23 protein-coding genes and 1 tRNA gene are annotated in these 26,460 nt (G+C 63.2%); 12 read left to right on the plus strand and 12 right to left on the minus strand.

The features are described from left to right. Positions 1-463: tryptophan--tRNA ligase (gene trpS / locus HCZ87_RS11145; RefSeq protein WP_167643834.1), on the minus strand; the 463-nt coding region annotated here is incomplete at its 3' end. 98 nt (positions 464-561) lie between these two features. On the opposite strand from trpS, the gene HCZ87_RS11150 reads away from it, so the two are divergent. After that, positions 562-1,248 (plus strand): rhomboid family intramembrane serine protease, encoded by a 687-nt coding sequence (locus tag HCZ87_RS11150; protein ID WP_167643835.1) that lies wholly within the window; start codon positions 562-564, stop codon positions 1,246-1,248. Between the two features lie 105 nt (positions 1,249-1,353). Here the strand turns inward: HCZ87_RS11150 and murJ are convergent, their stop codons facing one another. From murJ to HCZ87_RS11165, 3 genes are read right to left on the minus strand one after another with little or no spacing between them, the layout of a single operon-like run. Continuing rightward, positions 1,354-2,901: a murein biosynthesis integral membrane protein MurJ gene (gene murJ, locus HCZ87_RS11155; RefSeq protein WP_167643836.1), complete on the minus strand. Its 1,548-nt coding sequence runs from the start codon at positions 2,899-2,901 to the stop codon at positions 1,354-1,356. After that, entirely contained in the window at positions 2,898-5,639 is a 2,742-nt protein-coding gene (locus HCZ87_RS11160; protein WP_303048843.1) for a [protein-PII] uridylyltransferase, read from the minus strand. Before HCZ87_RS11160 ends, murJ begins: the two co-directional genes overlap by 4 nt. 46 nt (positions 5,640-5,685) lie before the next feature. After that, positions 5,686-6,870 carry a penicillin-binding protein activator gene (locus tag HCZ87_RS11165; protein ID WP_167643837.1) on the minus strand — a complete coding sequence of 395 codons (1,185 nt, stop codon included), beginning with the start codon at positions 6,868-6,870 and terminating at the stop codon, positions 5,686-5,688. An 88-nt stretch (positions 6,871-6,958) separates the two neighbouring features. Here HCZ87_RS11165 and rsmI point away from each other — a divergent pair, with 88 nt between their 5' ends. The 4 genes from rsmI to HCZ87_RS11185 all read left to right on the plus strand — a co-directional run bounded on the left by rsmI (position 6,959) and on the right by HCZ87_RS11185 (position 10,092). After that, positions 6,959-7,816 carry a 16S rRNA (cytidine(1402)-2'-O)-methyltransferase gene (gene rsmI, locus HCZ87_RS11170; RefSeq protein WP_167643838.1) on the plus strand — a complete coding sequence of 286 codons (858 nt, stop codon included), beginning with the start codon at positions 6,959-6,961 and terminating at the stop codon, positions 7,814-7,816. 4 nt (positions 7,817-7,820) lie between these two features. Further along, the gene (locus HCZ87_RS11175; RefSeq protein WP_368484114.1) at positions 7,821-8,192 is read left to right on the plus strand and encodes a YraN family protein; all 372 of its coding nucleotides are present in this window, start codon (positions 7,821-7,823) and stop codon (positions 8,190-8,192) included. Between the two features lie 74 nt (positions 8,193-8,266). Continuing rightward, positions 8,267-9,202, plus strand: a complete 936-nt coding sequence (gene gshB, locus HCZ87_RS11180) for a glutathione synthase (protein ID WP_167643840.1) — start codon at positions 8,267-8,269, stop codon at positions 9,200-9,202. After that, a complete protein-coding gene (locus HCZ87_RS11185; protein ID WP_368484115.1) occupies positions 9,199-10,092 on the plus strand; it encodes an alpha/beta hydrolase fold domain-containing protein in 894 nt (297 codons plus the stop codon). The genes gshB and HCZ87_RS11185 overlap by 4 nt, the downstream gene beginning before the upstream one ends. Here the strand turns inward: HCZ87_RS11185 and HCZ87_RS11190 are convergent, their stop codons facing one another. From HCZ87_RS11190 to cobU, 4 genes are all read right to left on the minus strand, one after another. After that, the gene (locus tag HCZ87_RS11190) at positions 10,093-11,595 is read right to left on the minus strand and encodes a YifB family Mg chelatase-like AAA ATPase (protein ID WP_167643841.1); all 1,503 of its coding nucleotides are present in this window, start codon (positions 11,593-11,595) and stop codon (positions 10,093-10,095) included. A 123-nt stretch (positions 11,596-11,718) separates the two neighbouring features. Further along, the gene (locus HCZ87_RS11195; protein ID WP_167643842.1) at positions 11,719-12,399 is read right to left on the minus strand and encodes a glutathione S-transferase; all 681 of its coding nucleotides are present in this window, start codon (positions 12,397-12,399) and stop codon (positions 11,719-11,721) included. 58 nt (positions 12,400-12,457) lie between these two features. Continuing rightward, on the minus strand, positions 12,458-13,039 hold the full coding sequence (locus HCZ87_RS11200) for a histidine phosphatase family protein (RefSeq protein ID WP_167643843.1): 582 nt from the start codon (positions 13,037-13,039) through the stop codon (positions 12,458-12,460). Next, the gene (gene cobU, locus HCZ87_RS11205) at positions 13,036-13,554 is read right to left on the minus strand and encodes a bifunctional adenosylcobinamide kinase/adenosylcobinamide-phosphate guanylyltransferase (protein ID WP_167643844.1); all 519 of its coding nucleotides are present in this window, start codon (positions 13,552-13,554) and stop codon (positions 13,036-13,038) included. The genes HCZ87_RS11200 and cobU overlap by 4 nt, the downstream gene beginning before the upstream one ends. A 183-nt stretch (positions 13,555-13,737) precedes the next feature. On the opposite strand from cobU, the gene HCZ87_RS11210 reads away from it, so the two are divergent. The 3 genes from HCZ87_RS11210 to HCZ87_RS11220 all read left to right on the plus strand — a co-directional run bounded on the left by HCZ87_RS11210 (position 13,738) and on the right by HCZ87_RS11220 (position 16,613). After that, positions 13,738-14,616, plus strand: coding sequence for an RNA polymerase factor sigma-32 (locus HCZ87_RS11210; protein ID WP_167643845.1), 879 nt, complete (start codon positions 13,738-13,740; stop codon positions 14,614-14,616). 103 nt (positions 14,617-14,719) lie between these two features. Next, entirely contained in the window at positions 14,720-15,931 is a 1,212-nt protein-coding gene (gene coaBC / locus HCZ87_RS11215; RefSeq protein ID WP_167643846.1) for a bifunctional phosphopantothenoylcysteine decarboxylase/phosphopantothenate--cysteine ligase CoaBC, read from the plus strand. Between the two features lie 307 nt (positions 15,932-16,238). Next, entirely contained in the window at positions 16,239-16,613 is a 375-nt protein-coding gene (locus HCZ87_RS11220) for a hypothetical protein (RefSeq protein WP_167643847.1), read from the plus strand. 240 nt (positions 16,614-16,853) lie between these two features. On the opposite strand, the gene HCZ87_RS11225 is transcribed toward HCZ87_RS11220, so the two are convergent. Continuing rightward, positions 16,854-16,940: transfer RNA gene (locus HCZ87_RS11225), tRNA-Leu, on the minus strand. Between the two features lie 292 nt (positions 16,941-17,232). Here HCZ87_RS11225 and HCZ87_RS11230 point away from each other — a divergent pair. From HCZ87_RS11230 to HCZ87_RS11245, 4 genes are all read left to right on the plus strand, one after another. Further along, positions 17,233-18,876, plus strand: a complete 1,644-nt coding sequence (locus HCZ87_RS11230) for a lysine--tRNA ligase (RefSeq protein ID WP_167643848.1) — start codon at positions 17,233-17,235, stop codon at positions 18,874-18,876. Positions 18,877-19,034: 158 nt separating this feature from the next. After that, positions 19,035-19,337 carry a PAAR domain-containing protein gene (locus HCZ87_RS11235; RefSeq protein WP_167643849.1) on the plus strand — a complete coding sequence of 101 codons (303 nt, stop codon included), beginning with the start codon at positions 19,035-19,037 and terminating at the stop codon, positions 19,335-19,337. An 8-nt stretch (positions 19,338-19,345) separates the two neighbouring features. Continuing rightward, on the plus strand, positions 19,346-20,497 hold the full coding sequence (locus HCZ87_RS11240; protein WP_167643850.1) for a hypothetical protein: 1,152 nt from the start codon (positions 19,346-19,348) through the stop codon (positions 20,495-20,497). A 254-nt stretch (positions 20,498-20,751) separates the two neighbouring features. After that, positions 20,752-23,037 carry a glycosyl hydrolase family 28-related protein gene (locus tag HCZ87_RS11245; protein ID WP_167643851.1) on the plus strand — a complete coding sequence of 762 codons (2,286 nt, stop codon included), beginning with the start codon at positions 20,752-20,754 and terminating at the stop codon, positions 23,035-23,037. Positions 23,038-23,041: 4 nt separating this feature from the next. Here the strand turns inward: HCZ87_RS11245 and HCZ87_RS11250 are convergent, their stop codons facing one another. The 3 genes from HCZ87_RS11250 to HCZ87_RS11260 all read right to left on the minus strand — a co-directional run bounded on the left by HCZ87_RS11250 (position 23,042) and on the right by HCZ87_RS11260 (position 26,270). Next, positions 23,042-23,530: a HugZ family protein gene (locus tag HCZ87_RS11250; protein WP_167643852.1), complete on the minus strand. Its 489-nt coding sequence runs from the start codon at positions 23,528-23,530 to the stop codon at positions 23,042-23,044. A gap of 83 nt (positions 23,531-23,613) precedes the next feature. Further along, complete coding sequence (locus tag HCZ87_RS11255; protein ID WP_167643853.1) at positions 23,614-25,803, minus strand: xanthine dehydrogenase family protein molybdopterin-binding subunit; 2,190 nt, start codon at positions 25,801-25,803, stop codon at positions 23,614-23,616. A gap of 2 nt (positions 25,804-25,805) precedes the next feature. Next, positions 25,806-26,270 (minus strand): (2Fe-2S)-binding protein, encoded by a 465-nt coding sequence (locus tag HCZ87_RS11260; protein ID WP_167643854.1) that lies wholly within the window; start codon positions 26,268-26,270, stop codon positions 25,806-25,808. Between the last annotated feature and the right edge of the window lie 190 nt (positions 26,271-26,460).

The raw sequence follows: 26,460 nt of genomic DNA on the forward strand, positions 1-26,460 counted from the left end.
GGTCCTCGCCCACCGGCACATGGGTGGCGTGGTAGATCAGGATGTCGGCGGCCATCAGGGACGGATAGGCCAACAGGCCCAGCGAGGCATTCTGCTGGTTTTTGCCTGCCTTGTCCTTCCATTGGGTCATCCGCTGCATCCAGCCCATGCGGGCAACGCAGTTGAAGATCCAGGCCAGCTGCGCGTGTTCGGGCACCTGGCTCTGGTTGATCAGAATGGATTTTTCCGGATCAAGCCCGGCGGCAATAAACCCGGCACAAAGCTCGCGGGTGGATTTCTTCAGGTCAGCCGGGTCTTGCCAGACGGTGATCGCATGCAGGTCCACCATACAATAGATGGATTCCACATCACGCGATTGCCAGTCGACGAACCGCTTCAACGCACCAAGGTAGTTGCCCAGATGCAGATTGCCCGAAGGCTGGATGCCTGAAAAGACACGCGGGGTGAAGCTGGTTTCGCTCATTGTCGAAAACTCCCGTCTGGAAATATGAACCATCGTCGCTTACCCATGGCGCAGCCTATCGTCAACAGGCGCGCCAATGCGCCGAGGAGCAAGACCAGATGCAACAGCCCAATCAATCCCCCGTAAATGCGCTGCCGCCGGTGGTGGTGGCGCTGGTGATCCTGATCCTCGGCATCGAGCTGGTGTTCTCGCTCGGGGGGCGGGGGCTCATCGGGGGGCCGCAGGCGGTGGGCTGGCGACTTGGGGCCTTGCAGGAATACGGCTTTGGCTCGCAGTACTTCTGGTGGATGTGGGAAAATGGCGTCTGGCCCTTTGACATGCTGAAACGCTTTGTCACCTATGCCTTTGTGCATGGGTCGTTCACCCAGGCGCTGTTTGTCTGTGTTTTCCTGCTGGCGATGGGCAAGATGGTGGGCGAAACCATGGGAGAGATCGCGGTGATCGTGATCTTTCTTTGCTCGGCCATCGGCGGCGCGCTGGCCTATGCGGTGCTGGTGGGCGGCCATGCGGCGCTGATCGGCGGGTTTCCGGCGGTTTACGGGCTGATTGGCGGCTTTACCCATCTGCTGTGGCGCTCGCTGGCCAGCGTCGGGGCGCAGCAGCATCGGGCGTTTTCGCTGATCGCCTTCCTGATGGGGGTGCAGCTGCTGTTTGGTCTGCTCTTTGGCGGCAGCCCGGATTGGGTGGCCGATCTGGCGGGCTTTGTCACCGGATTTGTGATGTCGTTCTTTCTGGTGCCTGGAGGCTGGGCGCGAATCTTGCAAAAGCTGCGCCAACAACGTTGAGGATGGTGCCGGGCCGGGGCGGGGGCGCTCCCGCCCGAGATCGCCCTTCTGGCGAAGGGCAATAGCTCCGTTGGGCGTGGCAGCGCGCCTGGCGGCGCGCTGCGGTCACGCTTTGCCGCGCCGGAGCGCTGACTTGAACTCGGAGAGTTTGAGCGCGCCGATGATCTGGCCGATGCCGAAATAGGTCACGGCTCCGATCAGGATCAGGCCCAGCAGGGCAAGATAGCGCCAATAGGCCATGGCCAGCAGCGGCGAGAGCAGCCAGGCCGCGCCCAGGAGCACCGCGCCCATCGCGACAGAGGCGACAACAATGCGCAGGCTGCGATGGCGGAAGCGGGCGTCAAACTGCGCTGCCGGCCCCATTCCGCGCGCTCCGGCCCAGAGCAGGACCACCATGGCCCAGCCCGCAAGCGTTGCCGCCACCGCAGGGGCATACCAGCCAAAGACGGGCAGCAGGCCGATCGCCAGCGCCGCGTTCACCACCATCGCCACCAGCGCATAGCGGAACGGGCTGCGGGTGTCCTCGCGGGCGAAATACAGCGGTTGCAGCACCTTTTGCAGCACGAATGCGGGCAGGCCCGCGCCATAGATCGCCACCGCGAGCGCAATCGCTGCCACGTCCTCTGCGCCGGTTGCACCGCGTTGATAGAGCACAGACACCAGCGGCAGCGGGATGGTGAGGAAGGCCAGCGCCGAGGGCACCGTCAGCAGCAGCGAGAACTCCCCGGCGCGCGACAGCGCATCCTGGGCACCGGTGTCGTCTCCGGCGCGCAGCCGGCGCGACAGATCCGGCAGCAGCACGATGCCCACGGCGATGCCCACCACCCCGAGCGGCAGCTGATAAAGACGATCCGCGATAAACAGCCAGCTGACCGCGTTTTCAAAGTTTGAGGCCGCCAGTTGCCCGACCACCAGGTTGATCTGCGTGACCCCCATCGCCAGTGCGGCGGGCACCGCGATGTGCACCAATTGCCGCATCTCTGGCGTCAGGCGCGGCAGGCCGGGGCGCAGGGATATGCCGACCCGGGCGGCGGCGTTCCAGACCAGCGCCAATTGCGCGATCCCGGCGACAGGGATGGTCCAGACCAGCCAGACCACCACATTCTGCCCCAGCGCGGCGCCGAGAATCATCGCGCCGCAGGTGAAGATATTCAACAGCACCGGCGCAGCGGCGGCCGCGGCAAAGCGGCCGGTGGCATTCAGCACCCCGGAAAACAGCGCCGCCAGCGACATGCACAGGATATAGGGGAACACGACGCGGCCAAAGCCGACTGCCATGTCAAACCGCGCGTCCCCGACAAAGCCGCCCGCCGTGGCCCAGACCAGCGCCGGCATGAAGAGCATGCCAAGCCCCGTCAGCCCCAGCACCGCCACCGCCAGCAGGTTGAAGGCATCCTGGGCAAACCCCTGCGGGTTGTCCTCGGCCTCCAGCCGTTTGGCAAACATCGGCACAAAGGCGGCATTGAAGGCGCCCTCGGCAAAGAAACGGCGAAACATATTGGGCAGGCGAAAGGCCGCCACAAAGGCATCGAGCAAGGGGCCGGGGCCAATGTAGGCGGCGATCAAAATCTCGCGCAGGAAGCCCAGAACCCGGCTCGCCAGGGTCCAGAAGCCGACGGTCATAAAGCCGGACATCAATTTGATCGGTTTCATGTATCGGCTCGCTCGGCCCCGGCGGTGATCGCCTCGCGGATCTTTCGCTCCAGTGACTGCTGTTTGGCGGCGGAGTGATATTTCAGGCCGAACATATCCTTGACGTAGAAGCTGTCGACCACCTGCTCGCCATAGGTCGCGATCACCGCATTTGCGATATAGACATTGGCGGCAGCCAGCGCCCGCGCCAGATCATAGAGCAGACCGGGGCGGTCGCGGGTGTCGACCTCGATGATGGTGTAGATATCAGAGCCATCATTATCAAAGGTGATATGGGTGGGCACCCGGAAGGCGCGCTCGCGTTTCTTGATCTTGTCGCGGGATTTCAGCGCATCGCTGGCGATGACTTCGCCGCGCAGGGTTTTCTCGATCATGCTGCGCAGGCGGGGCAGGCGGGCGGCCTCGAACGGGTGGCCGTCGGCGTCCTGCACCCAGAAGGCATCGGTCACAAAACCGTCCTTGGTGGTATAGCTGCGCGCGTCCACCACATTGGCCCCGACCAGCGCCAGCGCCCCGGCGATGCGGGCAAAGATCCCCGGATGATCGGGCATCACGAAACAGGCGCGGGTGGCGTCGCGATCCTCGTCCGGGTGCAGCCGCACCAACATCGCCGAAGGGTCATCCAATGCGTCCAGTTCGCGCAGCATCTCGGCGAAATCCACATGTGCGGTGACGTGCAGACCCTGCCAATAGGGCGCATAATGGCGGGCGGTTTCGCGTTTGACGTCGCCCTTGTCCCAGTCGGGCAGCGCCTTGCGCAGGCGTTTCTTGGCCTCGGTGCCGCGATGTTCGCGGTTGAAGGCTTCCATGCCGTTTTCCAGCGCCTCGCGGGTCTGGCTGTGCAGCGCCCGCAAGAGCACTGCTTTCCAGTTGTTCCAGGTGTTGGGCCCGACGCCGCGAATGTCACAGACGGTCAGCAACAGCAGCAGATCGAGCCGCTTTACCGTCTGCACCGCCTTGGCAAAATCGCGCACCGTGCGCGGGTCGGCGATATCGCGTTTCTGCGCCATATCCGACATCAACAAGTGATAGCGCACCAGCCATTCGACGGTCTCCACCTCGCTCTTGTTGAGGCCGAGGCGGGGCGCCACTTTGCGGGCGATCTGAGCGCCGAGAATGGAATGGTCCTGCGGGCGTCCCTTGCCGATGTCATGCAGCAGCATGGCGACGATCAGCACCTTGCGGTTCACGCCCTTGCGGATCAGCGCAGAGGACAGCGGCAGCTCTTCTTCCAGCTCGCCGCGCTCGATGGCGGAGAAATTGGACACCACCTGAATGGTGTGCTCGTCCACCGTGTAGGAGTGATACATGTTGAACTGCATCATCGCCACGATCGGCTCGAACTCGGGGATAAAGGCGGAGAGCAGGCCCAGCTCGTTCATCCGCCGCAGCACCCGCTCCGGGTTGCCATGTTTGAGCAACAGATCCAGGAAGATCCGCTGCGCATCCGCATCATTGCGCATCTCGTCGTCAATCAGATGCAGGTTGGCACGCACCAGCCGCATGCTGTCGGGATGCAGCAACAGCCCGGTGCGCAGGGCTTCTTCGAAGATGCGCAGCAGGTTCAGCTTGTCGGTCAGGAACTTTTGCGGATCTTTGATTTCGAGCCGGTTGTGGGTGACCGTATACTCCGGCTTCACGCGCCGTTTGCGCCGGAAGATCCGCTCCATCAGCGGTTCGTTCTTGAGCTGCCCGGCTTCCAGTTTGGACAGCAAAATGCGGGTGACATCGCCGACCTGGGTCGCGTGGCGGAAATAATCCTGCATGAAGACCTCGACCGCGCGTCGGCCAGAGGTGTCCTCGTATCCCATCCGTTCGGCCACCTGCACCTGCATGTCAAATGTCAGCTGCTCGTTGGCCCGGCCGGCGCTCAGATGCAGATGCGCGCGCACCGCCCAGAGGAAATTCTCGGCCTTGGAGAAAAAGTCGAATTCTTCGGGACGGAACAGCCCAAGCGAGACCAGCTCCGCCACGTCCTGCACCTGATAGAGATATTTGGCGATCCAAAACAGCGATTGCAGGTCGCGCAGGCCGCCTTTGCCCTCTTTTACATTCGGTTCCACAACATAGCGCTGGCCGTATTTTTCATGCCGGGAATCCCGCTCTGCCAGTTTTGCGTCGACGAATTCCTTTGCATCCTTGGCAAAGAGATCACTGGCGAGCCGCGCTGAGAGCTCCTCTGCCAGGGGGGTGTCCCCGGCCAGAAACCGATGCTCCAGCATGGCGGTTCGAATGGTGAAATCCTCGCCGCCGAGGCGGATGCAGTCCTTGATGGTGCGGCTGGAGTGGCCGACCTTCAGGCGCAGATCCCACAGGATATAGAGCATGGATTCGATCACGCTCTCGGCCCAGGCGGTGATCTTGTAGGGGGTCAGAAACAGCAGATCGACATCGGAAAACGGCGCCATCTCGCCGCGCCCATAGCCGCCGACCGCAAAGACCGAGATCCGTTCGCCGGTGGTGGGCGTGGCAAGCGGGTGCAGAATTTCCGAGGCCGCCATCAGGGCGGTGGTGACCAAACCGTCGGTCAGATAGGTGTAGGAGCGCGCCAGTTCTCGCGCCGCAAAGGGGCGCAGGGAAAAGGCGTCGGCGATCACCTCCCGGCCGTCTTTGTTGGCGGCGCGCAACAGCGCCACCACGGCGGCGCGGAACTCCGCCCCCTGGCGTTCTTGCGCGAGGGCGAGGACCTGACCGCGCATCGCTTCGGGGTCAAAAATCGCATTGGGATCGCAAATCAGCGATCCCAATGGGGTGGCATAGGTCTTGGCGGTGAGTTCAGAGGGTTCAGGAACCGGCGCCGGGGAAGCTTCTTGGGGCTGGGTCAAGGATGACGACTTTCTGATCCTGGATGGTGGCGATGGCGAGGCCGCGTTCATTGGTGCCATCCGGGCGCAGGCGGAAAATCCCCCCGGTGCCCTGGAAACCGGCAGGCTGGGTCAGGGCCGCACCGGTGAGCGCCTCTGAATTGCCCGCGCTGACAAGCGCACCGATGGCGGCAATCCCGTCATAGGCAAGCCCGCCAATGGGGTGCGGGGCGGCGCCGTAAGTGGCTTGATAGCGGGCGCGGAAGGCTTCGGATTTGGCGGGGTCGGGCAGGGCAAACCAGCCCCCCTGAACGCCCGGCAGCGCCAGCGTTTGCGCCGGGATATCCCAGCGGGTGAGGCCGACATATTGCACATCGGTGGTCTTGATGCCCGATTCCGGCAGCAATTGCGACAGCAAGGGCAGCGCACCCGATGTGGTGGCGGTCATGAACAGCATATCGGCATTGGATTGGCGAACGCTCTTGGTGATCGTCGGGATCGCATTGATCACCGCCTGCTGCGACAGATCAAAGCTGACGTTGCCAGCCATGGTCACGCCGTTCTGCACCGCGGCCTGCTGGATCGCCGCGCGCCCGGCCATGCCGGCGGCATTGTTGCCCGAAACGACGACCATCGTGCGCTTGCCCTGCCGGGTGGCATATTGGGTCAGGCGGTTGGCGGTATTGTCGAAGGTGGAACCCAGCACAAAGACATTGCCGCCGGCGATAGAGCTGTTGTTGGAGAACGCCAGCACGTTGACGCCGCGCTTTGCCGCCGCGATGCCCGCCGCGTTTGCGGCCTCGGCGTAAACCGGGCCCAGAATGATGCGCGCACCGTCCTGCACCGCCTGGGTGGCGGCATTGGCGGCGGTTTGCGGATTGCCGGCGGTGTCATAGACCCGCAGGTCCACCTGCACGCCGTTGAGATCGGCAATCGCCAGTCGCGCTGCGTTTTCAAGGCTTTTCGCCAGAACGTCATCGCCATGTTGGGCCGAGCCGCGCGGCACCAGCAGCGCCACCGGCACCGGTTTCGAGGTGTTGATGGTAGGGCCGCCGCCGGTGATGGTGCCGGGGTTACAGGCCGACAATACGGCGGTGGCGGCCACGGCGGTGGCGGTCAAGACAATCTTGCGAGCCCGATTGAAAACAGCAAACATAAAGCGCATAAACTCCCTGTTCCGGGCTGCGGTGTCGTTCTTCGCATACCCGTTTTGGTTTGGGGCGATCATAGACGACCAGGAAAGCGGGTCCAGCGTGAATCACAAGTTCGTCAGTTTGTCGCCGGGGTTATACTTCGTCGCAACGCCTATCGGCACCGCCCGCGACATTACGCTGCGGGCGCTCGATATCCTTGCCTCTGCCGATGTGATCGCGGCCGAGGATACGCGCTCTATGCGCAAGTTGTTGGAAATTCACGGAGTTCCGCTGAATGGCCGCGCCGTGATCGCCTATCACGACCACTCGGGCGAGGGCGCGCGGGCGCGGTTGATGGCGGATCTGGCAGCGGGAAAATCGGTGGCCTACGCCTCCGAGGCCGGTATGCCGATGATTGCCGATCCCGGCTATGATTTGAGCCGCGCCGCCGCCCAGGCGGGCCATCTGGTGACCGCTGCGCCCGGGGCCTCGGCGGCGCTTTGTGCGCTGACGCTGGCGGGCTTGCCGACGGATGCGTTCTTCTTTGCGGGGTTTTTGCCCAATGCCAGCGGCGCACGGCGCAAGCGGCTGGAGGAGCTGGCCAATGTGCCCGGAACGCTGGTGTTTTACGAATCACCCAAGCGGGTTGCCGCCTCGCTGGCGGATATGGCGGCGGTGCTGGGCAACCGTGACGGCGCCATGTGCCGGGAGCTGACCAAGAAATTCGAAGAGGTGCGCCGCGCGCCGCTCTCTGATCTGGCCGAGGGGATGATCGAGTCCCCGGTGAAGGGCGAGATCGTGATTCTGATCGACCGCCAACGTGCCTCCGCAAGCAGCGCTGCGGATCTGGAGGCCGACCTGCGCGCGGCGCTGAAGGACAATTCCGTGAAGGACGCCGCCGCCATTGTGGCCGAGGCCCATGGCGAGCCCCGGCGCAAGATCTACCAGCAAGCGCTGCAAATCGCGCGCGAGGATTGATCCGGTGACGGCCAATCAGCATCGCGGCAAGAGATCCCATATCGCCGGTGAAGTGGCCGAGGAAATCGCCCTGCGCGCCTATGAGCAGCGCGGCTATCGCCTGGCCGAGAAACGCTGGCGCGGCCCTCATGGCGAGATCGACCTGATCCTGCGCAAGGGCGACGAGGTGATCTTTGCCGAGGTGAAATCCAGCGACAGCCGTGATCTTGCCATTGCCCGGATCACGCCCCGGCAGATGGAGCGGATCCTGGCCAGCGCCGCCGTGTTCCTGGAGGGCGAACCACAAGGCCAGCTGACGGAAACCCGGCTGGATGTTGTGCTCGTCTGGGGCGCGGGCGAGGTGGAAATCCTTGAAAATGCCTATGGTCACGGCTGAGCGGCCGGTCCCCCATTGAACCGGGCGCGGCGCTGCGCCATGTATTGCACGACAGAAATCAAGGAACAGATGCCATGAAAATCGCCTTTCAGATGGATCCGATCATGGGCGTCGATATCAACGCCGACAGCTCTTTCCGCCTCGCCGAAGAGGCGCAGGCCCGGGGGCACGAGTTGTTTTTCTACGGCCCCGATCAGCTCGCCTATCAGGAAGGGCGCATCACCGCGCGCGGGCAGGATATGACCGTGCAACGCGTCGCCGGCACCCCCGCAGTGCTGGGCGAGATGCGCGAAGTGGACCTGAGCGAATTCGATGTGATCTGGCTGCGCCAGGACCCGCCCTTTGACATGCATTACATCACCTCGACCCATCTTCTGGATCGGCTCAAGGGGCAGGCGCTGGTGGTCAATGATCCCTTCTGGGTGCGCAACTACCCGGAAAAACTGCTGGTTCTGAACTTCCCCGATCTGACGCCGCCGACCACGATTGCCCGTGATCTGGAAACCATCAAGGCGTTCAAGGCCAAACATGGCGATGTGATCCTGAAACCGCTCTATGGCAATGGCGGCGCCGGGGTGTTCCGGCTGGACGCCAACGACCGCAACCTGACCTCGCTGCACGAGCTGTTCACCGGCTTCAGCCGCGAGCCGCTGATCGTGCAGAAATTCCTGCCCGATGTCTCTAACGGCGACAAACGCGTGATCCTTGTGGACGGTGAACCCGTTGGCGCGATCAACCGCGTGCCCGCAGCGGGCGAGACGCGTTCCAACATGCATGTGGGCGGACGGCCGGAAAAGATCGGCCTCACCGCGCGCGACAAGGAAATCTGCGCTGCCATCGGCCCGCTGCTCAGGGAAAAAGGCCAGGTCTTTGTCGGCATCGACGTGATCGGCGATTACCTGACCGAGATCAACGTGACCTCGCCCACCGGCATTCAGGAGCTGGAGCGCTTTGATGGCGTGAATATCGCAGAAAAGATCTGGGAGGCAATCGAGGGGCGTCTGGCGTGAGCTGGCAGCTTCGCGCGCTGACCGCGATCCTGCGCCGGGTCGTGCGCCCGCATATGCAGCGGGTGGGGGACCCGGTTCGGATACGGGTCCAGTTTGACCGGATGACGCGCCTTTGCAACCGCCCGCCGCCCTTTCTGTGTCATCTGACGGGGCGGGACGGGCTGGATCGGGTCTCCGTCGGTACACCTCTTGCCGGGAAGGTCATTCTTTATTTTCATGGCGGTGGCTATATCTCCGGCAGTCCGAAAACCCATGCGGCCATGTTGGGGCGTCTGTCGCAATTGTCTGGTCTGGAGGTCTGCGCCGCCCCCTATCCGCTTGCGCCCGAAGCCCCCTTCCCGGCGGCTTTTGAGGCGGCGGTTGCCGCCTGGGAGCGCGTTTTGCGGCGAGGCTATCGACCCTCCGACGTGGTCTTGGGCGGGGATTCTGCCGGGGGCGGGCTGGCCTTGGCCTTGCTGTCGCATCTGTGCCAGCGCGGCACACCGCCTGCGGCGCTCTTTGCGATGTCGCCCTGGTGTGACCTGACGCTGAGCGGCGAGAGCCTGACCCGCAATGCGGCGCGTGACCCGGTGTTTCCCGCGGCGCGGATCGCTGAGCTGGTCGGCTATGTGCTGCCCGTCGGATCAGACCCGGCGGACCCGCGGATTTCGCCACTGTTTGGGGCCTTCCCGGACTGCCCGCCGGTCCTGTTGCACTCCAGCGCGGCAGAGATCCTGCGCGATGATGCCCGCCGTATGGCAGGAGTTTTGCGCGGCTTTGGCGCAGAGGTGACTGAATATGTTCACCCCACCGCGCCCCATGTCTGGCACCTCAGTGACGGTTGGCTGCCGGAGGCGCGTCGCGCGCTCTGCGACATCGCCTATTTTGCCAATACGCATCTGCGGCGGTGATCAGCTTCCGATGCGATACGATAACGCCTCGGCCAGATGCTCGCGCAGGATCCGGGGCTCCGCGTCCAGATCGGCAATGGTGCGGGCCACGCGCAAGACCCTGTGATAGCCCCGCGCGCTGAGGCCAAAGCGGTCGGCGGCCTGCGCCATCAAGGCGCGGCTGTCGCCGTCCAGCGCAGCGACCTCTTCCAGCACCGCGCCCTCTGCATCGGCATTCACCGTCGCAGCAGCGCAACGCGCGTAGCGATCCGCCTGAATGGCGCGGGCGGTGGCCACCCGGGCGGCGACGGCGGCGGAACTCTCGCCACTGCGGGCGCGCTCCAGATCGGCGAAGGCGACCGGCTCCACGTCGATGCGCAAATCAAAGCGGTCCATCAGCGGGCCGGAAATGCGGCCCAGATAATCGGCGCCGCAGGCGGGCGCCCGGGCGCAGGCGCGGGCGGGATCGGCCAAGTGGCCGCAGTGGCAGGGATTGGCGGCGGCCACCAGCATGAAGCGGCTGGGGTAGCGCACATGGGCATTGGCGCGCGCCACCATCACATCGCCGGTCTCCAACGGTTGGCGCAGGGTTTCCAGCACCGCGCGGGCGAATTCCGGCAGCTCGTCCAGAAACAACACGCCATTGTGGGCGAGGCTGATCTCGCCCGGTTGTGCCCTGCGTCCACCGCCCACAATCGCCGCCATCGACGCCGTGTGATGCGGCGCGCGATAGGGGCGGGCGCGGCTGACGCCACCGGCCTTGATCAAGCCACAGATCGACTGGATCATCGAGGTTTCCAGGGCTTCCTGCGGGGTGAGCGGCGGCAGGATAGAGGGCAAGCGCGCCGCCAGCATTGATTTTCCTGCCCCGGGCGGGCCGGTCATCAGCAGATGATGGCGCCCCGCCGCGGCGATCTCCAGCGCCCGGCGGGCGATGTCCTGCCCTTTGACATCCGCAAGATCCTTCTCGGCTGGTGTATCCATGACCTCGCCGGGGCTGGCCGGGGGGATCACGCCCTGACCGGTGAAATGACGAATGACATCGCTCAGGCTGGCGGCGCCAATCACCGGCGTGGCCTCGACCCAGGCGGCCTCGGCGCTGGAGCCCTTGGGGCAGAGCAAGCGGCGATCCTGCTCCGCCGCCGCCAGCGCCGCCGGGAGCGCGCCGTTGATGGCGACCAATGTGCCATCGAGCGAGAGCTCGCCCAGAGAGAGCGTCTCCTCGGCGGCCTCGGGCGGCAGGATTTCCAGCGCTGCAAGCAGCGCCACGGCGATCGGCAGGTCAAAATGGCTGCCTTCCTTGGGCAGATCGGCGGGCGACAGGTTGATGGTGATCCGTTTGGAGGGCAGGGCGATGGACATGGTCGCCAGCGCCGAGCGCACCCTATCCCGCGCCTCGCTCACCGCCTTGTCGGGCAGGCCAACGATGGAAAAGGCCGGCAGCCCCGGCGCGACGGCGCATTGGACCTCTACCGGGCAGGCGTCAACCCCTTGAAATGCAACGGTATGTGCGCGTGAAATCATGCGACCCCCTGAAAGGTCCGGGCTGGACCCTCAGGGGGAAGCATTGGAAATCGTGGTTACGGATTGGTTAATATGGCCGTGAAGCGCTCGCGAAATCGGCCAGCGCAGGAACCGCGCGGCAGCTCAGAGCTCCCAGGGGCGGCGCTCCAGATCCAGCGCATAGGGTTCGGGATCATAGCTCACCTCGCGCGCCGCCTCTTGCCAGGCCAGCACGGCGGGATCGCTCATCAGCGCCACGCAGTAGGCGCGGGTTTCAGGCGAGACGGGCAGGTCATAGCCGATGATCCGCGCCGCAACGGGGGTATAGAACACATCCGCGAGCGAATAGGCACCAAAGAGCGGGCCGGTGGCATGGCCAGAAACCGTGCGGGCGTGGGCAAAGAGTGTTTCGATCCGCGCGAGATCCGTCAGCACCGCCTCCGAGGGCTGAAACCCCTTCCAGATATGGCTGAGCTGCATGGAACAATCGCTGCGCAGGGCGCCAAAGCCGCCCACCATTTCCGCACAGAGCCAGCGCGCGGTGGCGCGGCAGGCGGGATCGGCGGGCCAGAGCCCGGCGTCGGGATTCTGCTCGGCCAGGGTTTCCGCCATTGCCAGGCTTTCGCCGACAACGGTGCCATCGGGCAGTTTCAGCGTCGGCACCAGCCGCGCCGGGGCCAAGGGCGCAAGATCCTGCGCCATCGTGCCAGAGTAGAGCCCCACGAAATGGTCGATATGGGGCAGGGAAAATTTCTCAAGCATGAGCCAGCCGCGCAAAGACCAGCTGGAATACATGCGATCACCGATATAGAGTTCATATGTCATGGAGATATCCTGTCAGAGCGTCACGTATCAGTAAATTGAATATTTGTTGCCAAACCCATCACAAAATTTGATTTACATCACCCAGATCCCAGCGCCCGTTGGTGACAGACATCCGCGTGACAGAGAGGTTGTCGATCTTATGGGCAAAGGCCTCTGTCGCGCTGAGGCGGGCGGCGCGCTGAACCTGGCACAGGATCTGGCCGAAATGACCGACAACGACAATGTCCGCGCCCGCATGCGCCTGCGCCAGAGCGTCCATCCGGGCGGACACGCGGGCCTGTAGCTGGTTCCAGCTTTCGCCACCGGGGGGGGCGACATCGCCCGGCGTTTCCCAAAAGGCGCGGATATGCTCCGGGGCTTCGGCGTCCACCTCGCGCCATGTCCGCAACTCCCAACCGCCAAAGTGGATTTCACGCAGCTCCGGCGCATGCGGCAGCCGTCTGCGCGCTCCGGCAATGGCATCCGCGGTGGCAATGGCGCGCGACAGATCCGAGGAGATCAGCAGGGCATCCTCTGGCAGCGCCGCGCTGAGCCGCGCCAGGGCGGCGGTGTCAGAGAGATCCGCAGGCAGATCGGTCCAGCCGACCATGCTCCTGGCATGGGTCGGGCCGTGGCGCACGAGGTGAAACCGGGTGATCACAGCGCCCCCTTCAGCACAAGGGGCAGGCCGGCGCTTACCATCACCACCGTTTCAGCCTGCGCTGCCAGCGCGATGTTGAGCCGCCCCTGCGCCTCGCGAAAGCGGCGGGCGAGGGCGTTTTCCGGCACGATGCCAAGCCCGGTTTCATTGCTGACCACCACAACCTCCGCCGGGCAGGCGGCCAGCGCCTTCAGCAGGGTGGTGGTTTTCTGTTCCAGATCATGCTCGGAGAGCAGGTGATTGGTCAGCCACATGGTGGCGCAATCCATCAGGACCACGTCTTCGGGCTGGGCTTTGGGCAGCACCTTGGCGGAGTCATAGGGCTCCTCTATCGTGGTCCAGTCGGGGCCGCGCTGGGCAATATGGCGGTCAACCTTTTGGCGCATCTCGGTATCAAGTATTTGTGATGTGGCCCAGTAAATGCGGTTTTTCCCTGTTTTTACACAGGTTTGTTCGGCAAATGCGGATTTCCCGGATGCAGCACCGCCAAGAATAACTGTGACTCTGCCCGTCAAGATGGATACCCTCAGAGTTGTAGGCGTGTCGCATGCGGTGACACGCGTTGTGATTGGCGACCGACTGCCCGCTGCTGTCTCCATATCGAATACGAAGATCCCTACCGACAGTCAGCAAGAAATATAGACCCAACGCCCCCCTCCTGACGTTGTCAACGTCGTTCTTAGAACAGGGAGTTTAAAATGGCACTGGACGACCCCCAAGCAAACCCCCTGCCAAAGCAGGCCATGAAGGCCGAGCTTCTGGATGCGGAAACCGAGCGCGCGCTGGCCTATGCCTGGCGTGACGAAGGCGATGTGCAGGCGCTGCACCGGCTGATCACCGCCTATATGCGGCTGGCGATCTCCATGGCGTCGAAATTCCGCCGCTACGGCGCGCCGATGAATGATCTCATCCAGGAGGCGGGCGTCGGCCTGATGAAAGCAGCGGAGAAATTCGACCCCGACCGTGGGGTGCGATTCTCGACCTATGCGGTCTGGTGGATCAAGGCGTCGATCCAGGATTATGTCATGCGCAACTGGTCAATGGTGCGCACCGGCTCCACCTCTTCGCAGAAGTCGCTGTTTTTCAACCTGCGCCGGGTGCAGGCGCAGATCGAACGCGAGGCGCAGGGCGAGGGGGTCGAGCTGGACCGCCAAAAGCTGCATCAGCTGGTCGCCGAAGAAATCGGCGTGCCGCTGCGCGATGTGGAGATGATGGACGGTCGCCTCTCCGGCGCGGATTTCTCGTTGAATGCTGTGCAATCGGCCGAGGACGAGGGGCGCGAATGGATTGATGTGCTGGAGGACGACAGCGATCAGGCGGCCGAGCTGGTCGAGGCGGATCACGACCGCCGCCAGTTGCGCGAATGGCTGATGGTGGCGATGCAGGGGCTGAATGAGCGGGAGCGGCTGATCGTGCGCGAACGCAAGCTGCGCGAGGATGGCCGCACGCTGGAAAGCCTCGGAGATGAGCTGGGCCTGTCGAAAGAACGCGTGCGCCAGCTGGAGGCCGCCGCATTCCAGAAAATGCGCAAGAGCCTGGAGGGCCAATCGCGCGAGGTGCAGAACTTCCTCGCCTGAGGGCGCGGTGGTTTATGGCGGGGCGGGTGGTTTTGGAAAAGCCATTCCCTCCACCCGCAAGGCGCAGTAGGGTGTCGGACAACTGGATCGCAGAGGGCGCATCATGTTGTCAGGCAAACATATTCTTCTGATCATCGGCGGCGGAATTGCGGCCTATAAGTCGCTGGAGCTGATCCGGCGGTTGCAGGATCGCGGTGCCCGGGTGACGCCGGTGCTGACCAAGGCGGGCGAGGAATTCGTGACGCCGCTGTCGGTCTCGGCGCTGGCGGGTGCGCCGGTGCATCGCGATCTGTTTGATCTGACGTCCGAGGCCGAGATGGGCCATATTCAACTGTCGCGCAGCGCCGATCTGGTGGTGGTGGCCCCGGCGACGGCGGACCTGATGGCCAAAATGGCGCAGGGTATGGCCAATGATCTGGCCTCAACGCTGCTCTTGGCCACCGACACGCCAGTGCTGCTGGCGCCCGCGATGAACGTGCGCATGTGGCAGCATCCGGCGACCCAGCGCAATCTGGCGCAGCTCATCGCGGATGGCATTCAGCTGGTCGGCCCCAATGAGGGCGGCATGGCCTGTGGCGAGTTCGGACCGGGCCGTCTGGCGGAGCCGGAGCAGATCCTCACCGCCATTGAAGCGCAGTTCGAGGCCGGTCCCTTGGCGGGCAAACGGATCCTTGTGACCTCGGGTCCGACCCACGAACCCATTGATCCTGTGCGCTATATCGCAAATCGCTCATCCGGGACGCAGGGCACGGCGCTGGCCCGTGCTCTGCGGTCGCTCGGGGCGCAGGTGGTCTTTATCACGGGCCCTGCATCGGTGCGCCCGCCCGAGGGCGTGGAGGTGGTTCCCGTGGAAACCGCCCGCGAGATGGAGGCCGCGGTGCGCGCCGCCCTGCCAGCGGATGCAGCGGTTTTTGCCGCCGCAGTGGCGGATTGGCGGGTGACGTCTGCGTCGGACAAGAAACTGAAGAAAACCCAAGGTGGCATCCCGACGCTCAGCTTTGCGGAAAACCCCGACATTTTGAAAACCGTTTCTGCCTTGCCCGAAGGGCGGCCCGGCCTGGTGGTCGGCTTTGCGGCGGAAACCAATGATGTGATCGAAAACGCCACCGCCAAACGCCTGCGCAAGGGGTGCGACTGGATTGTTGCAAATGATGTCTCACCGGCGACGGGAATCATGGGCGGGGCGGAAAACGCCGTCACCCTGATCACCGAGGAGGGGGCGGAAAGCTGGCCGAAGATGGGCAAGGACGCGGTCGCCCAGGCTTTGGCAAAGAAAATCGCGACTGTCCTGACCTCACGGAATACTGCGAGTTGACGGCGGGAATTCTGAAATGAAATCAGCTTTGATTGGAATTCAGAACGGCTGAATCGGCGCTATCGTAAAATATTCCGCTTTTGTTTTTTGTGATGTGTAGTCGGCTGGTTAACGACTATAAGGTATAAAGATAAGGGTAAAGCGTGGCTTTTCTATTGTTTTTATCAGAGTTTCTGAGAATGCCCCGTCGATCATTCTACCCGGCGTGAGTGTGGGAGGCAGTGTTGGTATGCGGAAATCAGGTGATGGGTCATGTGACCTTGGGGCTTGTGGTCGGGCGGTGATCATGCGCGTCGGGATCACTTGAATGAGGCTGCAAGATCAGAAGGTTCTGGTGTTGGTGGATGATATTCATCTCGGGCACCTGCTGTGCGATGTCATCGGAATGTACCGTATCGGTCATCCCGAATTGTCGATGAGCGAGCTCGACGCCTGCCAGATGATGGAAAGCCAGCAATATGACATTTGCATTCTGGATAGCCGATTGCGCGGTCAGAGTTGCGATCAGGCGGTGACAATTGCAAATGCGAAATCCATACCGGTGGTCATGTTGACCGATACGGATGGCGCGCCGGAGCTTCAGGTGCGGCCCCTGCGCGGAAGAATGGTGCAAAAGCCGGCGGGCGAGGAAGACATCAGATCCGCGCTGGAGGAGCTCTTGGGCACCGAACCGGCGCCATGAGCCCCGAGCGCAGTTGTGGCGGCCGCAGGCTTGCCGCAGGGCAGATCGGGCGGAGCCTCTCTCCGGCTGCGGGACGTTGGGCACAGCTCACCGACAGACAGCTCGGGCGCGATCACGACATTAGCGGACAGCCCAGGCCTCGGACATGAACAACGAATGCGTCAGGGGCAGATATCAGAGCGGCTGAAACCTTCGTTGGCTTCGTGCCAGCGTGGTATCTATCTGCGATCTAAAGAGAAATGGTGCCCAGAAGAGGACTCGAACCTCCACGTCCATACGGACACTAGCACCTGAAGCTAGCGCGTCTACCAATTCCGCCATCTGGGCACGGTTGGTGAGAGCGGCGTATAAGCAGGTTTGGCGGGGGCGGCAAGTGGAAAATGCGATCTGACCCCGCAAAAGCAGGATAGGCCTGAACCGCAGGGGGCGGGAGACCGTTCACGGCCGCTCTGGGCGCTGAACCGGGGCAGGGGGCGGCGATCCTTGCGTCCTCGGGGCTCATATTCCCTGTGTCCCATGTTGACTCTGACGTGGCGGCGACCATAAGGGTTTGCGTCCTGCTGCATGGGTGGCGGGCGCAATTTTTTATCTGACCTCACAGAGACCGCTGGAGTTCCCAATGTCTGATCTGCGCGAAGAAGCTCTCAAGAGCAAAGCCTGGCCGTTTGAAGAAGCACGCCGCATCGCCAAACGTTACGCCAAGGGTGCGCCGGAGAAGGGCTATGTGCTGTTCGAGACCGGCTATGGCCCCTCCGGCCTGCCGCATATCGGCACCTTTGGCGAGGTCGCCCGCACCACGATGATCAAGAAAGCCTTCGAGACGATCTCGGACATTCCGACCCGGTTGATCTGTTTCTCTGACGATCTTGATGGGATGCGCAAAGTGCCGGGCAACGTGCCCAATCAGGACGCGCTGCGCGAGCATCTGCAAAAACCGCTGACCTCGGTGCCCGATCCCTTTGGCGAATTTCCCAGCTTTGGCGAGCACAACAACGCCATGCTGCGGCGTTTCCTGGATACGTTTGGCTTTGAGTATGAGTTCTACTCGGCCACCGAATTCTATGCCTCGGGTCAGTTTGACGAGGTGCTGAAACGCGCGGTGGAACGCTACGACGCGATCATGGAGATCATGCTGAAATCCCTGCGCGAAGAACGCCGCCAGACCTATTCGATCTTCCTCCCGATCCACCCGGAGACCGGCCGCGTGCTCTATGTCCCGATGAAAAAGGTGGATGCGGAAAACTACACCATCACCTTTGACGACGAGGACGGCAAGGAATGGACCCTGCCGGTGACCGGCGGCGCGGTGAAGCTGCAATGGAAGCCCGACTTCGGCGCCCGCTGGGCGGCGCTGGGCGTCGATTTCGAGATGTACGGCAAGGATCACTCCACCAATACGCCGATTTATGACGGCATCTGCCGGGTGCTGGGCGAACGCGCGCCGGAGCATTTCACCTATGAGCTGTTCCTCGACGAGAACGGCCAGAAGATCTCCAAATCTTCAGGCAATGGCGTTTCGATCGACGAATGGCTGACCTATGCCTCGACCGAGAGCCTGTCCTACTTCATGTATCAAAAGCCGAAAACGGCGAAACGGATGCATTTCGACGTGATCCCCAAGGCGGTGGACGAATATCACCAGCAGCTGCGCGCCTATCATGGTCAGGACCTCAAGGGGCAGCTCAACAATCCGGTCTGGCACATCCACGGCGGGGACGTGCCGCAATCGGATATGGTGGTGTCCTTCTCCATGCTGCTGAATCTCGCCAGCGCGTCGAGCGCCGAGGACAAGGCGACCATGTGGGGTTTCATCAACAAATACGCCCCGGACGCGACTCCCGAGACCCATCCGGGCATGGATCAGGCCGCAGGGTTTGCCGTGCGCTACTTCCAGGATTTTGTGAAACCGGCCAAGACCTATCGCCTGCCCAGCGATCAGGAACGCGCCGCGCTCAGCGATCTGGCCGATGCACTGCGCAGCCCGGAGGCGGCGCTGGCGGCGCTTGCCAGGAAAAACGAGCTGGTCGGCAGTGAGGACGCGCTGCCGGAGGTGAACTTCGGCGATGACGAGTTCCTGCAATCCGTTGTCTTTGCGATCGGCAAGATTCACGGCTTTGAGCCGCTGCGCGATTGGTTCACCGCCATCTACGAGGTGCTGCTGGGCGCCAGCCAGGGCCCGCGCTTTGGCGGCTTCATCGCGCTTTACGGCGTGGAAGAGACCATCACCCTGATCGAGGCCGCATTGGCGGGCGATCTGGTGTAAGTGCCTGATATATCGTTGATAAAACTAAAGCGGGTGCCTCTTTGGGCGCCCGTTTTGCATGTGGGGGCCGATTTTTCAGAAAACGTCTGCGCTTGCGTGCTTCTTTTTGGGCGCTGAGGTGTTTATCTTCTAGTCAAGGATATTTGGAGGATTGGATTATGATGCCTGCTGCGCGACTTTCTGACATGCATGTCTGCCCGATGGTGACGCCGGGCGTGCCGCCGATCCCGCATGTGGGCGGTCCGGTCTCCGGCCCTTGCGTGCCCACCGTCCTGACCTGTGGCCTGCCGCAGGCGGTGATGGGAGATATGGCGGTTTGCGTCGGCCCGCCGGACACATTGGCCAAGGGGTCTTCGACCGTGATGGTGGGCGGGAAGCCCGCGGTGCGGATCTTGATCGACACCTGTGCCCATGGCGGCATGGTCAGCGTCGGCGCGCCCACCGTGATCATCGGCGGCTGAGCGCCCCCATGGTTTGCTTCTGCAAGGAACTGGAACTGCCCGAGGCGCTGCCCTCGACCACGCGCGACAGCCTGCGCGTGGATGCGCCGCCGCCGCAGCTGGCCAATATGCTGAAGCTGATGAAGCTGAACGCCAATCTGGATGCGCGCAGCGATCTGAACCTGGCAGAGATGCTGCCCACCGATCAGAACTGGATGGCCGCCAATATCGTGGCGCAGGCGCCCAACGGCACGCTGCCGTCTGTGCTGCCCGCAGGTGGTGGCCCGCTTCTGAGCCTCGCGATGCGTCTGGCGGTGCCGGCCTCGATCCTGCCGCTGGATGATATCGAGGCGCTGAAGGCAGAGCTGACCGAGGCCATTCTGAGCCTGGAAGAAAATGTGATGGCGAATGCGCCAGCGATTCCGATGATGCCCTCGCCGAGCTATCAGAATATGGCCCTTGGGGCGCAGATGACGCTGGCGCTGCGGGCGCAGGGTCTGTGCCCGTTTGAGGTCATGGAGGTCGAGCTGAGCGAAGCCCCGCGTCTGGGCGACAGCGGCACCAGCATTGCGCGTCAGGATGCGACGCTGCAATTTGCCTCTCGCCTGCCAAAGATGCGCCTGCCCGCCTTTGGCCTGCCGCCGCAGCAGCTGGCGCTGGCGATGGATATGGCGGCGCTGGCCTCCACCACGGCGGCGCTGGAAAAGCCGCCGCTGACGCCGGAATATATCGAGTATCTCAAACGGCAATTTCAGGCGCTGCAACAATTGCCGATGCCGCGGATGAAAACGCCGCTACCGCTGTTGATGGCGATGGCGGCAGAGATGGCGGATCTGGATGTCATCCAGGAGGCCTTTGGCGAGGATGCGCTGACCCCCAACGGGCAGGCGCGGATCAACGCGATGTTCACCCATTGGGCCAAGAAACGCATCCCCCTGCCGCTGCCCGCCGCCGAGTTGCAAAGCCAGTTTGAGCTGCTGCCCGATGTGCAGGATGTGCTGGAGGGCGGGCGGATCACCAAACAGGCGGGTCCGGCCCTGATGTCCTCCTACAGCACCCCGGTGATGCCGCCCCCGATCACCCCGCTACTGGAGGTGATTGCCGCCTTGGGCTCGGTGATGACCAAGCTGATGAAGCAAAAACCCTTTGGCGCCTGTTCGGCCTGCAACTTCAGCCTCTGACGCCGACCCCGGCCCTGTCTTTGGCGCTGGCCCTGACCCCGGTCCTGGCGCAGGGTGCAACGCCCTCCCGGCAGGTTTGCAGCCGGGGCAGGGGGCGCGTTAAGGTGCAGGATAACAACCGCTTGGACCGGCAGCGCCCGGTGTCGCATCCCTTGGCGTTGCGGCACCAGCGCGCGCCTTGCTGAGCCGGGTTTAAATCGCCTTTGTTAAAACCCTTTCCCAATCCCGCGTGCTGGAACAGGAAAGGTTTTCTTATGAACAAGGCAATCACCGACGGTCTGCAATTGATGCCTCCCGCCTTTGCCGAGGGGCTGAACGTCTGGTCCAGCGGCAATGGAACGCCCGGCTCGGATACCTATAACGGTGCCGCAAATGCCGCGCTGGTGGCCGGGGACGCGGATTTCTCCGGCTGTCTGGAATTGCAAAAGACCCAAAGCACGCAACAGCTGCGCTATATGGGACAGACGCCCATCCTGCCGGGCTGCTACCTGCGCATCACCGCGCGCGTAAAGGCTATGAGCGGCGCGCTGCCGACCGTGCGCATCGCGGGCTGGGCCGGGGCCAGCAACAACAGCCATGTGTCCGGCGTGGTCGAAAGCGGCCCCGGCGTAACGCTGTCCTCTTATGGCGAGGTAGTCGAGGTGCAGGCGATTGTCGGCACCGGCGATCGCGGCGGCGTGGATATGCCCTGGGGGCTGGCGGCGGCCTATGGCCATTTCGGGCTGAACCTCACCGGGCCAAGCGGCGGCGTCATCCGGGTCGATGATCTGGTGATCGAGGATATCACCAGCGCCTTTTTGCGCGATATGCTGAGCGTGGTCGATGTGGTCGATTTTGGCGCCGTTGGCGATGGCACCACCGATTGCCACGCCGCGTTCGAGGCCGCCGATGATGCGGCAGACGGGCGTCGCATTCTGGTGCCCGAGGGCAGTTATCGCATCAATAACACGCTGTCGCTCAATCATGATGTGATCTTTGAGGGCACATTGAGCATGCCCGACAGCGCCATGTTGCTGCTGACCAAGAGCTATGATTACCCGACCTATGCGGCGGCCTTCGGCAATGAGGAGCTGGCCTTCAAAAAGGCGTTCCAGGCGCTGTTGAACAGTGTCGATCACGAGAGCCTGGATCTCGGCGGGCGCAACATCACGATCACCGCGCCCATCGACATGCAGGCAGCGGTGCCCAATCGCACCAGCTATGCCACCCGCCGCTATATCCGCAACGGCCAGCTTGCGGCGCAGTCGGGATCGGCCTGGAACCATGACGTGGTGACCTCGCAGGCCAGCTACAACAGCAATGATAAGAAGAAGCTGAAAAACGTGGCCAATATCTCGGCCATTCCGGTGGGCGCGCTGGTCGAGGGCGCAGGTGTCGGGCGCGAGGTCTATGTCACGGCAAAGAACAACGGGGCCAACGAGCTGACCCTGAGCCAGCCGCTCTATGATGCGGAGGGCACCCAGACCTATACCTTCACGAACTTCAAATACATGCTGGATTTCTCCGGCTTCTCCTCGCTCAAGAAATTCGGCTTCACCGGGGTGGAGTTCCAATGCAACGGGGTTGCCAGCGCGCTGCGCCTGTCGCCCGGGGGCATTGTCTTTGTGCTGGATGATTGCTTCATCACCCGGCCCAAGGCGCGCGGGATCACCTCGATCGGGACCGGCTGTCAGGGCATGCTGATCGACAATTGCCAGTTCCTGTCGGACGAGGATGCGGAGGATGTGTCAGACCGGGTCAGCATCGGGCTGAACGTCAATTCCAATGACGTCAAGCTGCGCCACAACCGCGCCACCCGCTTTCGGCATTGGGCGGTGATGGCGGGGTCGAACCACACGATCACCGGCAACCATTTCTTTCAGGGCGACAGCGTGGCGGGCGGGGTGCGCACGGCGGGGCTTGTGGTTACCGATACCTATGCCTCGCATACGATTTCGGAAAACTACATCGACAATTGCTCCATCGAGTGGACCAACGAATATGATGCGGACCCGGATTTTTCGAGCGGCTTTTCCTTCTCGGCGATGTCGATCACCGACAATGTCTTCCTGAGCGGAGAAGTCGCGGCCTGGTTCAGCTATATCGTGATCAAACCCTATGGCAGCGGGCATTTCCTCAATGGGGTCTCGGTCACCGGTAACAAGTTCCGCAGCATCAACGGCACCATAGACCGGGCCGAGCGGGTGGATACCAGCTTCTCCAATCTCGATTTTTCCCGCGCCAAGGACGTGTTCTTCGACGGCAATACCTTTCACAATGTGAACACCCAGTCGCGAAACCCGCTGCGTATTGAATACGACAAGAGCAGCGCGGCAAATACCTGGACGGTGTCCACAGGTGGCAGCCTGCCGTTCAACGGGCACAGCCGCGCGGTGGATGCGGTCACCCTGGAAGGATCACTGCGCAACTCCGGCGGGGCGGTGGTTCACCCCATGCCCTATGTGCGCACCAGCCAGGGCGGCAACAAGAACCAGATTGATCTGGTCTGGCCAGAGGCGGTGCGCGGCACGGTGCGGCTTCTGGTGCGGGTGGATCGCTGAGGGGTCAGGGCGCCAGGCCGAGGTCCGCGGCGCTGAGCTGAAAGGCCTTGCCAAAGCCCGCGTTCAAAAAGCCCTGAGTGATCTGGAAACGGATGAAATGGAAATCGCCAAAGCCGATATAAAGCTTGGCCTTGGGATGGCTGCGCAGATAGTGCGCGGCCATTTCCTCATGCGCGGGGCCGGTATTGGGCAGGATCATGGCCACACCATTGAGGCTGAGGCGCGGATGGGTCAGCGGATCGCCCTTCTCGCCGGGCTCCCCCACCAGGAGCGAGACCTGCGGGCGGTGTTGCAGCGCCTGCGTATGGGGCGCAAGGGTGGACACCAGCGAAATCGGCGCGCCTGTCGCATCCAGCGCAAAGGCCACGCGGCTTTGCATCGGATGGCCCGCCTCCGTCAATGTGGCCAGCGCGGCAAAGCGCGCGCCCTGCATCACCTCGCGCGCCAATGCGCGGGCGGCATCATCGGTGGGGCGGAGCGGGTTCACGGCCATCTATCGGCCTCCTTGTAGCAGATGTGGAACACGGGACGCCCGAGAGCGCCTCGTGTTCGATGTAGTATAGGGTTTTCGCGCAATCACGCGAAGGAGATACCCGCCTCCGACATCGGCAGATCCGCGATCATCTCGCCCCCCTCCGAGAGCGCCGCGATCGCGCAGGCCAGTGCGGGGGCCGACGGGGGCGTGCCCGGCTCGCCGATGCCGCTGGGGGCCTCGGTCGAGGGGAGGATATGGGTCTCGATCGCCTTGATGTCGGAGATCCGCAATGGTTCGTAATCCGGGAAGTTGGATTGCTCGACGCGACCGCCCTCCAGCGTGATCTGATCGCGCATGACGTGGCCGATGCCATAGCCGATGGCGCCTTCAACCTGCGCGCGGATCACGTCCGGGTTGATCGGAATGCCGCAATCCACCGCCGCCGTGACCTTTTCGATCACGATACCGTCCTCGGGGCTGCCGGAGACCTCCACCACCTCGGCCACGTAAGAGCCAAAGGATTTATGCACCGCGATGCCCTGGCTGCGGCCTGCGGGCGGGTTGCCCCAATTGGCCTTTTCGGCGACCAGTTTCAGCACCGCAGCCTTGCGGGTCTGGTCGGCACCGTCGCCGCTCAGATAGGCCAGGCGGAAGTCCACCGGATCCTGCCCCACTGCCCTGGCGGCGAGATCCATCATCACCTCCATCACATAAGCGGTATGGGTGTTGCCCACCGAGCGCCACCAGAGCACCGAGGTCGCCTTTTTGATATCGGTGAGGCCAATGGCCATGCCGGGGATCTGATAGGGGGTGCCGGCGACGCCCTCGACGGACATGTGATCGACGCCGCCATGCACGACCATCATCTCAAAGGGGGTGTCCTTGGCGATGGATTGACCGGCGATCCGGTGATCCCAGCCGATGATCCTGCCCTCTGCATCCAGCCCAACGCGGACCTTATGACCAAAGGCGGGGCGGTATTTGCCGCCGCGAATGTCATCCTCGCGGGTCCAGACCAGCTTTACCGGGCGGCTGCGATCCGTCATCATAAAGGCCAGCGCGGCCTCCACCTGATAATCCGCATCCGTGGTGCCGCGCCGCCCGAAAGAGCCGCCCGCCAGCAGGGTGTTGATGTGGATTTTCTCGGCGGGCAGGCCAAAGATCCCCTGATAGGCCATATGGGTGACCGTGGGCATCTGCGCGCCGTCATGCAGCACGATATCGCCCTCGGCGGTCTGTTCGATGGTGCAGTTCAAAGGCTCCATCGGCGCATGGGCGAGCATGGGGAAGTAGAAGGTTTTCTCCACCACCTTTGCCGCACCATCCATCGCTGTTTCCACCGCCTCGCGGTTGGCGGAATTGACGTTATAGCTGGGCGCGGTGTTGAGCGCGGCGAGGATTTCCTCCTTGATCTGCTGGCTGGAGCGGGTCTCGGCGGCGGAGAGATCCCAGTCGACCTCCAGCGCGTCGCGGGACTGGATCGCGGCCCAGGTGTCCTCGGCATAGACCGCCACGCCCGTCTTGTCGGGCAGGGGCTGGGCCATGATGAAGCCTTTGATGTCCTTGGCGGCGCTTGCGTCAAAGCTGGCGACCAGCCCCCCGCGCTGCGGCGTGCGTTTGATCATCGCGACCATCTGGTTGGGCAGATGCACATCCATGGCAAATTGCGCCTGGCCGTTGACCTTGACCGGGCTGTCCTTGCGGCGGGTCTGGGGGCTGCCGATGATCTTCCACTCCTCCGGCGCCCGCAGGCGCGGGGATGCGGGCGGGCTGAGCTCGGCCGCGGCGGCGACATAATCCGCCAAGGGCGCGCTCTGGCCCGCGCCGGTGATCTGGCCGTCGACGATATCCAGCGCGCTTGCCTCGACGCCCCAATCGGCGGCGGCGGCGGCAATCAGCATCTCGCGCGCTGCGGCCCCGGCGGTGCGATACTGCTCAAAGGAATTGGCAATCGCGGTGGAGCCCCCGGTGGCCTGCAACGGGCCAAACAGCAGGTTGTTGTAGAGTTTGGGATTGGAGGGCGCAAATTCATAGCCGATCTGAGCCATGGTGACGCCCAGCTCCTCGGCGATCAAGGTGGTGAGCCCGGTCGAGGGGCCCTGGCCCATCTCGAAATGTTTGATGATGGCGATCACCTGGCCGTCGGCGTCGATCTTGACAAAGGGCGTGAGCATGGCGTCGCCGGCCTGACCTGCGGCCAATGCGCCGTTGCTGTTGAGACCGATGACAAGCGCGGCCCCGGCGGCGGTGGTGGATTTCAGGAACCCGCGGCGAGAGGTGTTCAGGGTCATGATCAGGCCTCCAGAATGTCAGATGCGCGCAAGACGGCGGCGCGGATACGCTGATACGTGGCGCAGCGGCAGGCGTTGCCCCACATATAGGCGTCGATGTCCTCGGCGGTGGGTTTTGGGGTCTCGCGCAGCAAACCCACGGCGGACATGATCTGCCCGGATTGGCAGTAGCCGCATTGCACCACGTCGAGCTCCAGCCAGGCCTGTTGCACGGCGGCGCCGATCTTGTCGTCGTGGATGGCTTCGATGGTGGTGATCTCGGCGTCCTCGATATCCTCGATATAGGTCTGGCAGGAGCGCACCGGCTCGCCAGCCATATGCACGGTGCAAGCCCCGCAGGAGGCAACGCCGCAGCCGAATTTGGTGCCGGTCATTTTTAGCTCGTCCCGCAGCACCCAGAGAAGCGGGGTGCCGGGTTCGGCCTCGACCGTTCGGGTCTCGCCGTTGATTTTCAGGGTGGTGCTCATGCTGCGTTTCTCCTGTTGGGGGCGCCGGGTTGGGGGGGCGGCGCGGGCCTTGCAGTATTGGGAAAGGTGGCCGCCCCGGGCGAGGGCGCGTGGCAGGCTTTCCGATGATGTGTATTAGGTAGGCTTTTGCCGGCGGTGTTCAAAACCAAATGGTGCCATTCTTCCAACAAATGACGACATCCTGACATCC

Origin of the sequence: Phaeobacter sp. HF9A (assembly GCF_011806385.1) — a bacterium.
GTDB lineage: Bacteria > Pseudomonadota > Alphaproteobacteria > Rhodobacterales > Rhodobacteraceae > Epibacterium.

Bases quoted from the DNA above. Each gene is read 5' to 3' on its own strand.
- HCZ87_RS11150 (WP_167643835.1), top strand. From the start codon at position 562: ATGCAACAGCCCAATCAATCCCCCGTAAATGCGCTGCCGCCGGTGGTG.
- murJ (WP_167643836.1), bottom strand. From the start codon at position 2,901: ATGAAACCGATCAAATTGATGTCCGGCTTTATGACCGTCGGCTTCTGG.
- HCZ87_RS11165 (WP_167643837.1), bottom strand. From the start codon at position 6,870: ATGCGCTTTATGTTTGCTGTTTTCAATCGGGCTCGCAAGATTGTCTTG.
- gshB (WP_167643840.1), top strand. From the start codon at position 8,267: ATGAAAATCGCCTTTCAGATGGATCCGATCATGGGCGTCGATATCAAC.
- HCZ87_RS11190 (WP_167643841.1), bottom strand. From the start codon at position 11,595: ATGATTTCACGCGCACATACCGTTGCATTTCAAGGGGTTGACGCCTGC.
- HCZ87_RS11195 (WP_167643842.1), bottom strand. From the start codon at position 12,399: ATGACATATGAACTCTATATCGGTGATCGCATGTATTCCAGCTGGTCT.
- HCZ87_RS11210 (WP_167643845.1), top strand. From the start codon at position 13,738: ATGGCACTGGACGACCCCCAAGCAAACCCCCTGCCAAAGCAGGCCATG.
- coaBC (WP_167643846.1), top strand. From the start codon at position 14,720: ATGTTGTCAGGCAAACATATTCTTCTGATCATCGGCGGCGGAATTGCG.
- HCZ87_RS11220 (WP_167643847.1), top strand. From the start codon at position 16,239: ATGAGGCTGCAAGATCAGAAGGTTCTGGTGTTGGTGGATGATATTCAT.
- HCZ87_RS11230 (WP_167643848.1), top strand. From the start codon at position 17,233: ATGTCTGATCTGCGCGAAGAAGCTCTCAAGAGCAAAGCCTGGCCGTTT.
- HCZ87_RS11235 (WP_167643849.1), top strand. From the start codon at position 19,035: ATGATGCCTGCTGCGCGACTTTCTGACATGCATGTCTGCCCGATGGTG.
- HCZ87_RS11240 (WP_167643850.1), top strand. From the start codon at position 19,346: ATGGTTTGCTTCTGCAAGGAACTGGAACTGCCCGAGGCGCTGCCCTCG.
- HCZ87_RS11245 (WP_167643851.1), top strand. From the start codon at position 20,752: ATGAACAAGGCAATCACCGACGGTCTGCAATTGATGCCTCCCGCCTTT.
- HCZ87_RS11250 (WP_167643852.1), bottom strand. From the start codon at position 23,530: ATGGCCGTGAACCCGCTCCGCCCCACCGATGATGCCGCCCGCGCATTG.
- HCZ87_RS11255 (WP_167643853.1), bottom strand. From the start codon at position 25,803: ATGACCCTGAACACCTCTCGCCGCGGGTTCCTGAAATCCACCACCGCC.
- HCZ87_RS11260 (WP_167643854.1), bottom strand. From the start codon at position 26,270: ATGAGCACCACCCTGAAAATCAACGGCGAGACCCGAACGGTCGAGGCC.